Source organism: Fundidesulfovibrio magnetotacticus, from assembly GCF_013019105.1.
Taxonomy (GTDB): Bacteria; Desulfobacterota; Desulfovibrionia; order Desulfovibrionales; family Desulfovibrionaceae; genus Fundidesulfovibrio; species Fundidesulfovibrio magnetotacticus.
This window is the reverse complement of the sequence record NZ_BLTE01000004.1, coordinates 49,230-61,157: the sequence shown is the minus strand read 5'-3', so window position 1 is coordinate 61,157 and position 11,928 is coordinate 49,230. Positions and strand designations below refer to the sequence as shown.

The 11,928-nt window shown below is 69.5% G+C and carries 13 protein-coding genes; 9 read left to right on the top strand and 4 right to left on the bottom strand.

Going from position 1 to position 11,928, the window contains the following annotated elements; all coding sequences use genetic code 11:
* The first annotated feature begins 3 nt into the window (after positions 1-3).
* The gene (locus NNJEOMEG_RS05925; RefSeq protein ID WP_173082303.1) at positions 4-795 is read left to right on the top strand and encodes a methyltransferase domain-containing protein; all 792 of its coding nucleotides are present in this window, start codon (positions 4-6) and stop codon (positions 793-795) included.
* Positions 796-913: 118 nt separating this feature from the next.
* Here the strand turns inward: NNJEOMEG_RS05925 and typA are convergent, their stop codons facing one another.
* Complete coding sequence (gene typA / locus NNJEOMEG_RS05920) at positions 914-2,752, bottom strand: translational GTPase TypA (protein WP_173082301.1); 1,839 nt, start codon at positions 2,750-2,752, stop codon at positions 914-916.
* Positions 2,753-2,824: 72 nt separating this feature from the next.
* Positions 2,825-3,298 (bottom strand): phospholipase A2 family protein, encoded by a 474-nt coding sequence (locus NNJEOMEG_RS05915; protein WP_173082299.1) that lies wholly within the window; start codon positions 3,296-3,298, stop codon positions 2,825-2,827.
* 150 nt (positions 3,299-3,448) lie between these two features.
* Here NNJEOMEG_RS05915 and NNJEOMEG_RS05910 point away from each other — a divergent pair, with 150 nt between their 5' ends.
* On the top strand, positions 3,449-4,219 hold the full coding sequence (locus NNJEOMEG_RS05910; RefSeq protein ID WP_173082297.1) for a hypothetical protein: 771 nt from the start codon (positions 3,449-3,451) through the stop codon (positions 4,217-4,219).
* Between the two features lie 20 nt (positions 4,220-4,239).
* Positions 4,240-5,367 (top strand): glycosyltransferase family 92 protein, encoded by a 1,128-nt coding sequence (locus NNJEOMEG_RS05905; RefSeq protein WP_173082295.1) that lies wholly within the window; start codon positions 4,240-4,242, stop codon positions 5,365-5,367.
* A 21-nt stretch (positions 5,368-5,388) separates the two neighbouring features.
* On the opposite strand, the gene NNJEOMEG_RS05900 is transcribed toward NNJEOMEG_RS05905, so the two are convergent.
* Positions 5,389-6,117: a purine nucleoside phosphorylase YfiH/LACC1 family protein gene (locus NNJEOMEG_RS05900; RefSeq protein ID WP_173082293.1), complete on the bottom strand. Its 729-nt coding sequence runs from the start codon at positions 6,115-6,117 to the stop codon at positions 5,389-5,391.
* A 145-nt stretch (positions 6,118-6,262) separates the two neighbouring features.
* Positions 6,263-6,886 (bottom strand): 5-formyltetrahydrofolate cyclo-ligase, encoded by a 624-nt coding sequence (locus NNJEOMEG_RS05895; protein WP_235956850.1) that lies wholly within the window; start codon positions 6,884-6,886, stop codon positions 6,263-6,265.
* Between the two features lie 44 nt (positions 6,887-6,930).
* On the opposite strand from NNJEOMEG_RS05895, the gene NNJEOMEG_RS05890 reads away from it, so the two are divergent.
* The 6 genes from NNJEOMEG_RS05890 to NNJEOMEG_RS05865 are packed head-to-tail and all read left to right on the top strand — an operon-like array spanning position 6,931 to position 11,917.
* Entirely contained in the window at positions 6,931-7,617 is a 687-nt protein-coding gene (locus tag NNJEOMEG_RS05890; protein WP_173082291.1) for a metallophosphoesterase family protein, read from the top strand.
* Positions 7,614-8,378 (top strand): exodeoxyribonuclease III, encoded by a 765-nt coding sequence (locus NNJEOMEG_RS05885; RefSeq protein WP_173082289.1) that lies wholly within the window; start codon positions 7,614-7,616, stop codon positions 8,376-8,378. Before NNJEOMEG_RS05890 ends, NNJEOMEG_RS05885 begins: the two co-directional genes overlap by 4 nt.
* A 48-nt stretch (positions 8,379-8,426) precedes the next feature.
* A complete protein-coding gene (locus NNJEOMEG_RS05880; RefSeq protein ID WP_173082287.1) occupies positions 8,427-9,224 on the top strand; it encodes a C40 family peptidase in 798 nt (265 codons plus the stop codon).
* 54 nt (positions 9,225-9,278) lie between these two features.
* Positions 9,279-10,460, top strand: a complete 1,182-nt coding sequence (locus tag NNJEOMEG_RS05875) for a BaiN/RdsA family NAD(P)/FAD-dependent oxidoreductase (protein WP_173082285.1) — start codon at positions 9,279-9,281, stop codon at positions 10,458-10,460.
* A 19-nt stretch (positions 10,461-10,479) separates the two neighbouring features.
* Positions 10,480-11,667 carry an ATP-binding protein gene (locus tag NNJEOMEG_RS05870; protein ID WP_173082283.1) on the top strand — a complete coding sequence of 396 codons (1,188 nt, stop codon included), beginning with the start codon at positions 10,480-10,482 and terminating at the stop codon, positions 11,665-11,667.
* 4 nt (positions 11,668-11,671) lie between these two features.
* Positions 11,672-11,917, top strand: a complete 246-nt coding sequence (locus tag NNJEOMEG_RS05865; RefSeq protein WP_173082281.1) for a hypothetical protein — start codon at positions 11,672-11,674, stop codon at positions 11,915-11,917.
* Positions 11,918-11,928 lie beyond the last annotated feature (11 nt).

Below are 11,928 nucleotides of genomic sequence, written 5' to 3'. Positions count from 1 at the left end.
CCCATGGATCCCTGGTTCGAGAGCCACTACAGCCACGCCGCACGGACCATCCACGGCATGCTCTCCACGCTCATGCCCTTGGCCGGCGCAAGGCTTCTCGACTTCGGCTGCGGCGACGGCACCACCGCCGCCGGCGCGGCGGCGCTCGGACTGGGATTCGTGGTCGGCGCGGACACCACCGCGTCCTTCAACCATCTGCCCTTGCATCTGGCCGCCAACCTGGGCCATGCCGCGCAGCCGTCCAACCTGGCCTTCGTCCAGATCGATCGCTCCTGTCGGCTGCCCTTTGCCCCGGGCGCCTTCGACGCCGCCTACAGCTGGTCCGTCTTCGAGCACCTGGCCGACATTCCGGCCGCACTGGAGGCCCTGCGCGCGGCCCTGCGCCCCGGCGGACTCTGCCTCATCCAGATCGAACCGCTCTATCACTCCCCCTACGGGTCCCACCTGCAACGTCTCACGGATATCCCCTGGGGACACCTGCTCATGAGCACCGCCGCCTTCACAGCCCTGGCCGAGGCCACCCCCGAGCACGCGGCCGCCCCCGACACCGGCGACCTGCTCTACTCCCTGAACGAATTCGCGGCCTACAAGAAACACCTGGTGGAGCAGTTCCTGAACCTCAACCGGGTCACCGTGCGCCAGCTCCTCCACCACGTCCGGGACTCGGGACTGACACCGGTGCGTGTGCTGGCCTCGAAAGCCCCCGCCGAGCTGGTCCCGCCCCCTCAGCTTCTGTGCGTCCACAGCCTGGAGGACCTGACGACCAGCGCGGTCTACCTGCTGCTGCGACGCTAGGCGGAGAGATTCCCCATCCAGGCCGCATACCTGCACTCCCTTACGCAGAAACGGCCCTCGCCCCCAAAGGGGCGCGGGCCGTCCGCTTTCTTCCGTATGCCGCCTCGCGGCCGGGAAACTAGGCCTTCTCGCGCTTCTTCTGCCCGTGCAGCATGTGGCGCTTGGTGGCCGAAAGCTCGGCCTTGCGCAGGCGGATGGACTGGGGCGTCACCTCCACCAGTTCGTCCTCGCGCACGAAGTGGATGGCCCGCTCCAGGGTCATGGGGCGGATGGGGGTGAGCACGCAGTTCTCGTCCTTGCCGGAGGCGCGCATGTTGGTGAGCTTCTTTTCCTTGGTGGGGTTCACGTCCAGGTCGTTGTCGCGGTTGTGCTCGCCGATGATCATGCCCTCGTACACCGGGTCGCCCGCGGTGATGAACATCTCGCCGCGCGGCTCCAGGTGGAACAAGCCATAGGTAACGCCCACGCCCTGGCGGTCGGCCACCAGCGACCCGGTGAACCGGGTGGGGAAGTCGCCCCGGTGGAGTTCGTAGCCCTCCAGGTAGGAGTTCATGATGCCGGTGCCCTTGGTGTCGGTGAGGAACTCGTCGCGGTAGCCGATGAGCCCGCGCGAGGGCACGGAGAACTCCATGCGCACCCGGCCCTTGCCGTGGTTCACCAGGTTCACCATGCGGCCCTTGCGGATGGAGAGCTTTTCCGTGACCACGCCGAGGAAGGTCTCGTCGCAGTCCACGAACACGCGTTCGATGGGCTCGATGCGCTTGCCGTCCTTTTCCTTGAAGATGACCTCGGGGCGGCCCACGGTGAGCTCGAAGCCCTCGCGGCGCATGGTCTCGATGAGGATGGCCATCTGGAACTCGCCGCGTCCCTTGACGATGAAGCTGTCCTTCTCCTCGCTCTGCTCCACCTTGATGGCCACGTTGGAGAGGGCCTCGCGCTCCAGGCGCTCCAGAATTTTGCGCGACTGCACGATCTTGCCCTCGCGGCCAACCAGGGGCGAGGTGTTGATGGCGAACTTCATGGACACGGTGGGCTCGTCCACGGTGATGCGGGGCAGGGCCTTGGGAGCGGCGGCGGTGCAGATGGTGTCGCCGATCTTCACGTCCTCGATGCCCGAAAGCACGATGGTGTCGCCCGGGGTGGCCTCTCCGGCCTCCACCAGCCCGGGACCCTGGTAGGTCTGCAGGCGGGTGACGCGCAGCTGGTTCACGCCGCCGCCCTCGCCCATGCACACCAGGGTTTCGTTCTGGTGGGCCACGCCGTTCATCACGCGGCCGATGGCCAGGCGGCCCAGGAAGTCCGAGTAGCCCAGGTCCGCCACCAGCATCTGGAAGGGAGCGGCGGTGTCGTAACGCGGGGCGGGAACGTGCTCCAGGATGGCGTCGAACAGGGGGGTCAGGTCGCTGCCTTCGTCCTCAAGGTTCAGCTTGGCCATGCCCTCGCGGCCGATGGCGTAGAGCACGGGGAAGTCCAGCTGTTCCTCGTTGGCGTCGAGGTCGATGAAGAGGTCGTAGATTTCGTCCAGCACTTCGCCCGGGCGGGCGTCCTTGCGGTCGATCTTGTTCACCACCACCATGATGGTCAGGCCGCGCTCCAGGGCTTTTTTCAGCACGAAGCGGGTCTGGGGCAGCGGTCCCTCGGAGGAGTCCACCAGGAGGATGGCGCCGTCGGCCATCACCAGGGAGCGCTCCACCTCGCCGCCGAAGTCGGCGTGGCCGGGGGTGTCGATGATGTTGATCTTCACGCCCTTCCAGGACACGGCGCAGTTCTTGGCGGCGATGGTGATGCCGCGTTCGCGTTCCAGGTCCATGGAGTCCATGACGCGGTCGTCCATTTCCTGGTTTTCGCGGAAGGTGCCGCTCTGGCGGAACATGGCGTCCACCAGGGTGGTCTTGCCGTGGTCGACGTGGGCGATGATGGCGATATTGCGGATTTTTTCGTTGGCGCTCTGATTCATTGAAGGGGTCCCCCGGATTTTGTGGCCCCCCTCCATAAGGCCCCGATGCCCCCCTGGCAAGCGAAACTCTGGTTACGGGAGCGTTTTGCAGTCCGTGCAGTTGACCACGAGGCTCACGTTGTTGGCCTGTTCGAAGGTGGTTTTCCACTCGAAGAGGTCCACGGCCAGGGTCCGGTAGAGCTCGCCGTAGGGTGTGGAGGCCTGGGAGAAGGTCAGCGCGCCGATGAAGGCCCGGTCGGCCTGGACGATCTGGGCCTGGGTGGCCTTGGCGGAGGAATAGGCCACGGAAAGATCGTGCTCCTTGCAGGCCTGGTCCACGCAGTCGATGGGCACGGCCGAGGCCGCCGTGGTCTGGGTGCCGCACCAGTTGCCGTACTGGGGCACGAAGTCCAGGGCCTTGGAGGCGATTTGGGCGGGATCGCTCCCGGTAGCCTGGATCAGCTGGTTCCAGACGGCCTCCTGCTGGGCCAGGGTGGTCACCTGGGCCGAGGCAGGGAGGGCGCAGAAGAGCAGGGACGCGGTGAGCAGGGCGCGCAGGGTGTTCATCGGCTCTCTATGCTCCAGATCGACCCGGCGGACAAGGGGTCTTGTGACGGAAGCGCCAGCACCGGCCCGATCCACCGGAAACGGACGTATTTTCCGGGCATGGAAGGTGCACCCGTATGATCATTTCGCACCCGTAGCCGAGAGGTCTCCATGCCGTCCGTAAGCGCCGCCGCCACGCAGGAATCTTCATCCATTATTTCAGGATATTGCCAGCAGCGTTCCGTTTCGGACGGCGCGTCCTTCGCCCAGGCACTGGCCGGGGCCGGGGAAAACCCTGCCGCCTCCGGGGCATCGGAACGCATCGCCGAGTTCGAGCGCTGGCAGCGCTCCTACCTGACCCGGGGCATCAGCGAGGACCACCGTCGCGACGTGGAAGCCAGCGCCGACACCTACCGACGCGTGCTGGGGAAGGCCGCGGCGCAGGGCGGCTACGACGATCCCCAGGCCTTCCTGCAAGGGCTCACCAAGGCGGAACTGGCCGCTGTACAACACATCCACTGCCTGGCCGACCCCATCGACCCCACAGGCCTGGACAAGGAAGGGGCGCTCAACCTGCTCTACGCCCCGGACCAGACCCGCGACATCGACCGCGACGGCTTCCAGTCCGTCGGCAAGGCCAAAACCTGGCGCTTCCCTCCGCCGGACGCCCCGGCCTCGGTGAAGCGCGCCTGGGACGCCGCAACGGCGGGCATGGGCGAAAAGGACACGCTCCTGCTGCAGGGGGCCTTCCTGGGCCTCACCCTGCCCGCCGCCACGGGCCAGGGCAGCGCCTACCTGGGCGCAAACGCGGACTACGCGGGCCTGACCCGGGGCATCCTGGACGCGGCCCGGCGCGAGGCCGTGCTGGCCCCCGCCTGGCAGCAGGCGAGCCGCGCGGTGGAGATCGGCGGCCTGGAACGCTTCCTGGCACACCTGGCCTAGACCAACGAACGGAGCACGCCATGCGCTACGCCGAGATCTGCGCCATCGCCAAGGACGAGGAGCACACCCTGGCCGACTGGGTGGACTACCACCTCTGCGTGGGCTTCGAGCGCGTCACCGTGTTCGACAACAACAGCGCCGTGCCCGTGGAGCGCCTGTTGCGCGGCCATGTGGAACACGGCCTGGTCCGGGTGATCCCCTTCCCGGCGGCGAAGAACCAGCAGCTGAGCGCCTATTTCAGCTACCTCAAGCAGTTCGCGGGCCAGGCCCGCTGGACGGCCTTCCTGGACGTGGACGAATACCTCGTGCCCAAGCGCGTCGACGACGTGCGCGACCTCCTCCAGGACTACGAAGACCGCGCTGGTCTGGCCGCCCACTGGGTGATGTTCGGCTCCGACGGCCACCTGTCGCGGCCACGCGAGAGCGTCCCCAGCGCCTACCGGCGGGCCCTGCATCGCAGCGAGACGGTGAAGTCCATCGTGGACACGTCCCAGGTCACGCATCCGCGCTCGCCGCACCATTTCGGCTACGCGCCGGGTCGCTGCTGCGTGAACGAGCACGGCATCCCCGTGGACGGCCCCTTCTCCTACCACACTGCGGAGATTCTCCAGGTGAACCACTACTACTTCCAATCGCAGCAGGACTTCTGCGCCAAGATGGAGCGGGGCTTCGCCACGCCCGTGGAGGGGCGCGAGGGCTATTCGCTGGAGGAATTCTTCCGGCAGGCCCGGCAGGAGGGCACGCCCGACGACGCGATCCAGCGCCCGGCGCGCGCCCTGGAGCGTCTGCGGGGCAAGCCCCTGGAGGTGCTGGCGCACCTGACGCTGGCGGACGCATCCACGACCCTCGACACGTGGCTGGAGCGCGTGACGCGGCTGGTGGCGGCCTCACGGGCCGGCGAGGCCCTGAAGGCGTGCCGCAAGGCCAGGCGCTACCGCAGCGACCCGGCGCTCAGCCAGGCCGAGGCGCGCCTGCACGCCCTGCTGGGCGACGAACGCCAGGCCCTGGCCACGCTGCGCGCGGCGTTCCTGGAGTTCGGCGGCGACCCCGCCGCCCGCGCAGACCTCTACCGGGGCCTCGCGGCCTGCTTCAAGGCCCTGGGCAAGACGGAACAGGCAGCCAGCATCGAGAGGGAGCTGGGGAGGTGAGACTGTCGTGTGCCCGCCCTCTCACCCGATCCACACCAGGCTCGCCTGCCTGCCCGACGCCGCCTTGTCCCGCCGGTACGAATGGAACTCCGCCAGGCTGTGGGTGCACAGGTCCAGGCCGTAGATGCGTTCGCGCTTCAGGCCCGCCTCCAGCAGTTGGGCCACGGTGAGCCGCCAGAGGTTCACCGTGTTCGTGGCGGGGTCGAAGAAGTCGCGGAAGCGCTCGCCGAATTCCATCTCGAAGTTCTTGAACTCGCTCATGGCAGGCCCCAGGCTCGGGCCGCGCACAGCCGAGAGCTCGGCGGGGTCCAGGCCGTAGCGCTCGCAGAAGGCCCGCACGCCCTTTTGCGGGAACTCCAGCACGTTGCCGCGCCAGCCCACGTGGAGCGCGGCCACGTGGCGGCCGTCCTTGTGGGCCAGCAGGATGGGCTGGCAGTCGGCTGTCTTGATCACCAGGGCCTTGCCGGGGCTGTCGGTGGCGCTGCCGTCGGCCACGATGACCGAGCCGTCCCCCGGCCCCACGGGGTCCGGGTCGAAGGCCATGTCCGTGCCGTGCACCTGCTTGAGCGAGCACCAGTGGGCGAAGCCCAGCCTTTCCATCAGCCCCGTCCGATTGGCGCGCACGGCGTCCGGGTCGTGGGGGACGTTGCGGGAGATGTTGCCCCGGTCCGGGCCGGTGGCGGCGGTGGTAAAGACGGCGCGTACGCCGGGGATGCCGGGAAAGGCGAAGGGAATGAACGTGACGGACATGGATCGACCTCTGGTTTCGCGTGCGTCTGAAGTTGTCGTGCCGGTTGCCGTTCCCTTCGGAAGCGGTCCGGGGGGAGGCTCTCCCTCCGGGGCGGGTCCATATAAATCCAGAGAGGGCAGCGCCCTCTCTGGCCGCCGGAGGCATTCACCCCGTGAACAGCACCTCCTCGGGCGTCACCACGGCGTGGACGGGGCGGTCCCAGGGGTCGGTGGGGAGCGTGTCCAGCACCTGGAAGGGGTGAGCAAGTCCCACGAGAAAGGTGTCGCGCAGGGCTGGGCGGGCCAGGAGCCTGTCGTAGTAGCCCTGTCCGAAGCCCAGGCGCGCGCCCTGGCGGTCGTAGGCCACGGCGGGGATCAGGGCCGCGTCGGGGGCGAAGGCGTGCAGGGCGGGGCAGCGGTTGGGGTCCGGCTCCAGGATGCCGTAGGCCCCGGGGGCCAGCTCCTCGAGGCAGCTGACGCAGGCCACGTCCAGCACGCCGCGCTCTCCCGGGCGGCAGCGCGGGGCCAGCACGCGCGCGCCGCGCCGCCAGAGGGCCTCCATGATCCCGGAACAGTCCACCTCGCCCCGGAAGGCCAGGTACACCAGCACCTCGCGGGCCTCGCGCCAGCGGGGCAGGGCCTCCAGCAGCGCGGCGGCCCGCGCTCCGGCGTGGCTTCCGGCCCCGGAGGGGAGGGCGTCGCGCCGGGCCAGCAGGGCGCGGCGCAGGGCGGCCTTGTCCGGCGGGGGGGCGGTAGCTTCGTTGTGGGCCATGGGGCATTCTGCTATCATGGGCGCTCCCGTCGGCAAAGAACCAATCCAACCACGGACCGCGCATGACCAACCAACACCCCTACTGGATCGGCATCGGCGACATCCACGGCCAGACCGCCAACCTCGCCCGCATCCCCGAGCTGCCCGGCGCGGACGCGGTGATCGTCACCGGCGACATGACCAACCGGGGCGGCCGGGAGGAGGCCTCCCGGGTGATCGAGGCCGTGACGCGCCTCAATCCCCGCGTGCTGGCCCAGATCGGCAACATGGACCGCCTGGCGGCCCAGGAGATGCTGGAGGCCTCGGGCATGAACCTGCACGGCCGGGTGGTCCGCCTGGCCCCGGGGCTGTGCGCCATGGGGGTGGGCTGGTCCGCGCCCACGCCCTTCGGCACGCCCAGCGAGGTCCCCGACGAACAGCTCGGCCAGTGGCTGCGCGAGGTCCACGCCCGGGTGAAGGACCGCGAGGCCCTGCTCCTGGTGTGCCACAACCCGCCCCAAGGCACCGCGGCGGACCGGCTGTCCGGCGGCGCGCACGTGGGCTCCCCGGCGGTGCGGGCCTTCATCGAGGAGGTGCAGCCCCAGGTGTGCCTCACGGGCCACATCCACGAGGCGCGCGGGGAGGACCGCATCGGACGCACGCTGGTGGTCAACCCGGGCGATCTGGCCTCGGGCGGCTACGTGCGCCTGGACTGGGACGGGTCCGCCCTCTCGGCCCGGGTGCTGACGGCCGGGGAGGCGGCCCTGTGATCCTCCATTCCTGGAACGTCAACGGGTTGCGCGCCGTGGCGGGCAAGGGCTTCTTCGAGTGGCTGTCGGCCTCGGATTCCGACGTGGCCGGGCTCCAAGAGACCAAGATCCAGCCCGGCCACGAGGCCGACTTCGGGGAGGTTCAAGGCTACCGGCCCAGCTTCGTCTCCTGCACGGTGAAGAAGGGCTACTCGGGCGTGGGAGCCTACTACCGGCGCGAGCCCCTGGCCGTGAACGCCGAGCTGCCCGACCCGCGCTTCCGGGGCGAAGGGCGGCTTCTGCACCTGGAATACCCCGAGTTCCACTTCCTCACGGTCTACTTCCCCAACGGCCAGCGCGGACAGGACCGCCTGGACTACAAGATGGGCTACTACGAGGCCTTCCTGGCCCACGCCCAGGAACTGCGCCGCACCAAGCCCATCGTGGTCTGCGGCGATTTCAACACCGCCCACACCGAGCTGGACCTGAAAAACCCCAAGTCCAACGAGAAGACCTCCGGCTTCCTGCCCGAGGAGCGCGCCTGGCTGGACCGCTTCACCGCCCACGGCTACGTGGACTGTTTCCGGCTCTTCGAGCAGGGCGGCGGCCACTACACCTGGTGGGACTACCGCTTCCAGGCCAGGAGCCGCAACGTGGGCTGGCGCATCGATTACTTCTACGTTTCCGATGAGTTGAGGCCACGCGTGAAGCGCGCCTGGATCGAATCCCAGGTGACGGGCTCGGACCATTGCCCCGTGGGCCTGGAGCTGGACCTGGGCTGATCCGCCACCTCGGCACGGCGCATGCATTGACGGTTCTGGAGGCCCCCCATGGCCATAGGACCCGTCACGCCGCGAAACACCATACCGCTCCGGGAGGCGCAACCCGCCGACCTCCTCCCCCTTTCGCGCGGTTTCGCGGACGTGCTGTCCAGGGCCGCCCCCCGCCCGGAAACCGCCGGCCCGGCCTCGGCCGAGCCCGCCCTGGCCAGTGCGGTGCGCGGCGTGGCCTCCGGCGAGGTGCGCGGGTCCATAGCCCCTCCTCCCGCGAATCCCCTTCCCCCCCCGACGGTCCCTGTCCAGTTCAGCGCCAAGGACGAGGCCGCCCTGGCCGCCTGGGCCGACGGTCTGGCGGCGCTCCGACGCCCCGCCCACAAAGCCGCCGCCAAATCCCCGACGCCCGCGCCGTCCAGGGCCGACAAGACCGGCCCAGCCCAGGCGCAGGCCCCCGGAGCCGCCCCCGAAACCGGATCCGCCGCGCCCCCGGACCCGGCAACCCTCATCCGCACGGCCCGCTCCCTGCTGGGCAAGCCCTACGTGCCCGGCGGCGAAAGCCCCCGGCGCGGTTTCGACTGCTCCGGGCTCACCAGCTACGTCTACGGCAAGAGCGGCCTGGACCTGCCCCGAAGCTCCCGCGAACAGTTCCGGGAAGGACGCCCCGTGACCCGCGAGGACCTCAAGCCCGGCGACCTCGTCTTCTTCGGCAAAAAGGGCGTACACCACGTGGGCATCTACGTGGACGACGGACGCTTCGTGCACGCGGCCTCCACCCCCGGCGCGGTGAAGGAAGGCTCCCTGGACGATCCCTTCTGGAACGCCTCCTTCGCCGGGGCCAGACGCCTCATCTGATCCGCCTCTCCTTGCGCCTTGCTCCCGGGCACGGGATGGCGTATCGCACCCCTCATGTTCGGATACGACGCCGTGATCATCGGAGCCGGGGCATCCGGCCTGTTCTGCGCTTTGACGGCGGCCCGCAGGGGCCTCTCCGTGGCCGTCTTCGACCACAACAACCAGACCGGGAAAAAGCTCAAGATCACCGGCGGCGGCCGGTGCAACTTCGGCAACACCCGCGTGGGGCCGGAGAACTTCCTCTCGGACAACCCCCACTTCGTCCTCTCCGCCCTGAGCCGCTTCAAGGCCCTGGACTTCAAGGCCTTCCTCGAAGAGAACGGCCTTTCGAGCGTGGAGGAGCGCCACGGCCAGCTCTTCTGCCGCCAGGGCGCGCAGGCCGTGGCCGACCTCCTGGAACGCCTCTGCCAGCAACACGGCGTGCACTTCTACATGGGCGCGCGCATCAAGAACATCGAACGCACCGAGAATTTCCGCGTGTTCTGGTCCGGCGGGGCCGTGTTCGGGGCCAACCTCGTGGTGGCCGCCGGCGGTCTGGCCTGGCCCCAGACCGGGTCCTCCTGCTTCGGCTACGGCGTGGCCGAAACCTTCGGGCTGGAGCTGGTGGAGCCGCGCCCGGCGCTCGCCCCCCTGGTGATGGGCCCCGGATGGGGCATGGCCGCCCTCTCGGGAATTTCCCTGCCCGTTCGCATCTCCGTGGGCGCCACGGCCTTCGAGGACGACCTGCTCTTCACCCACAAGGGCCTCTCCGGCCCTGCGGCCCTGCAGATCTCCTCCTACTGGCGCACGGGCAAGCCCGTCACCCTGAACCTGACGCCCACGGCCTCGCCGGAGGAGACGCTTCAGAAAGCCCGCAACACCAAATCCCAGGTGAAGACGGTGCTCTCCAAACTCCTGCCGGCGCGCCTGGCGGGCATGGTGGTGCCCCCGGAGATCGGGGCCAAGCCCGTGGCCCAGCTGCGCAAGGAGGAGGCCGCCTGGATCGTGAAGCGCCTCACCGCCTGGGAGTTCACCCCCAAGGAGGTGGCGGGCTACAAGAAGGCCGAGGTCACCGCCGGAGGCGTGAACACCAAGGCCATCTCCTCCAAGACCATGGAGAGCCTGGGCGTGCCCGGCCTCTACTTCACCGGCGAGGTGATGGACGTGACCGGCCAGCTGGGCGGCTACAACCTCCACTGGGCCTGGGCCTCGGGCTACGCCGCCGCCCAGTCCATGCGCCCGGCCGACAGGCCCTGACCCCGGCGGGAGCGCACCCGTGACCCCAGGCCCCTCGCTGCCCCGCTTCGAGTACTTCCGCCGCGAGATCGGGCTGGACGAGGCGCGCCTGGAGATCCTGCGGCCCTGGGCCTCCATGCTGGCCGAACGGGGGCGCAAGGCCGGCAAGTACCTGGACGCCCTCTTCCGCAAGGCCTCCCCCCGCGCCTACCTGGATTTCGCCCTGGAATACTGGGGCGGCGCGTCCAAGCGCTTCTGGGTGGGCTGGTATTCCACCCTCTGGCACAGGCCCTGGGACGACGCCTTCCTCCGGGAGCTGTGGCAGCAGGGCGCGGACGCCGCGCGCTGCGGCATCGGCGTGCAGTTCACCATGCTGGGCGAGATCAAGAGCCGCCAGTACTTCGTGCGGGGCGTGCGCCGCCACGTGCCCCAGGAACAGGTCCCGGCCGTGGCCTCCGCAGTGGTGGACCTCCTGGACCTGTGCATGCTCGTGCGCGTGCGCGGCCACACCGCCCACCACGACTCCGTGGCCCAGCCCGTGCTTCAGGGGCTCTTCCACCAGACGCGCAACCCCCTCACGGTGATCGGCGCGGCCGCCTCGCGCATCCTGCGCGCCGCCGACGACACCGGCATGCGCGAAAAGGCCCAGGTGATCCTCGACGAGGCCCTGCGTCTGGAACGCATGACCCGCGACATCTCCACCCTCAACGCCGTGGAACTCTCCGAGCCCGGCTTTTCCGCCGTGGCCCTGGAGCCCCTGCTGCGCTCCCTGACCGACGAACTCCAGGCCCGGCCCGGCTGGCCCCAGGGGCTTGAGCCCCGCTGGGCGCTGGACCCGCTGCGCCCCGAGGTGCACTCCGACCCGGCCCTGCTCGCCACGCTCCTGCGCGAGGTGCTCGCCAACGCCCTGGAGGCCATGGACCCGGCCAGGCCCGAGCTGACCATCGCCAGCGCCCCGGACCCCTCCGTGCCCAGCCACCTGGACCTCACCGTGCAGGGCAGCGGCGGCCTGCCCCCGGAGGAGGACCCGTCCTCGCTCTTTCTGCCCTTCCACTCCACCAAGCCCATGGGCACGGGGTTCGGCCTGCCCATCGCCCGGGCCGCCGCCCGCAAGCTTTTCGGCCACGTCTCCCTGGCGCGGACGCCAGGAGGCGCGACCTGCACCGTGAAACTGCCCCTCAAAGGCAGGATCGACGACCTGGGGCTCGTGGTCCCAGCCAAGGAATAAACGGATGGACGCCCAAAGCTGCGAGCTCTACTCGCGCCAGTACGCCCAGTACGTGGCCAAGGAGGCCGTGAAGGCCTCGGCCGGAAAGATCTTCGACGACCTGCGCGCCGCCTTCAAGGCGGCCATGGAGCAGGCCCCGCAAGACGCCCAGGCGCTGCGCCGCGCCCTGGACACCCTCTCCGACGTGGAATGCCGCTACTACAACGAATTCGACCTCCAGGCCGTGTTCGAGGAGATCCTGGAGCACTGACGGCCCCCGGC

Coding starts and splice junctions, on each gene's coding strand:
- NNJEOMEG_RS05915 (WP_173082299.1), bottom strand. CDS start 3,298: ATGAACACCCTGCGCGCCCTGCTCACCGCGTCCCTGCTCTTCTGCGCC.
- NNJEOMEG_RS05905 (WP_173082295.1), top strand. CDS start 4,240: ATGCGCTACGCCGAGATCTGCGCCATCGCCAAGGACGAGGAGCACACC.
- NNJEOMEG_RS05925 (WP_173082303.1), top strand. CDS start 4: ATGGATCCCTGGTTCGAGAGCCACTACAGCCACGCCGCACGGACCATC.
- NNJEOMEG_RS05895 (WP_235956850.1), bottom strand. CDS start 6,886: ATGATAGCAGAATGCCCCATGGCCCACAACGAAGCTACCGCCCCCCCG.
- NNJEOMEG_RS05880 (WP_173082287.1), top strand. CDS start 8,427: ATGGCCATAGGACCCGTCACGCCGCGAAACACCATACCGCTCCGGGAG.
- NNJEOMEG_RS05900 (WP_173082293.1), bottom strand. CDS start 6,117: ATGTCCGTCACGTTCATTCCCTTCGCCTTTCCCGGCATCCCCGGCGTA.
- NNJEOMEG_RS05875 (WP_173082285.1), top strand. CDS start 9,279: ATGTTCGGATACGACGCCGTGATCATCGGAGCCGGGGCATCCGGCCTG.
- typA (WP_173082301.1), bottom strand. CDS start 2,752: ATGAATCAGAGCGCCAACGAAAAAATCCGCAATATCGCCATCATCGCC.
- NNJEOMEG_RS05910 (WP_173082297.1), top strand. CDS start 3,449: ATGCCGTCCGTAAGCGCCGCCGCCACGCAGGAATCTTCATCCATTATT.
- NNJEOMEG_RS05890 (WP_173082291.1), top strand. CDS start 6,931: ATGACCAACCAACACCCCTACTGGATCGGCATCGGCGACATCCACGGC.
- NNJEOMEG_RS05865 (WP_173082281.1), top strand. CDS start 11,672: ATGGACGCCCAAAGCTGCGAGCTCTACTCGCGCCAGTACGCCCAGTAC.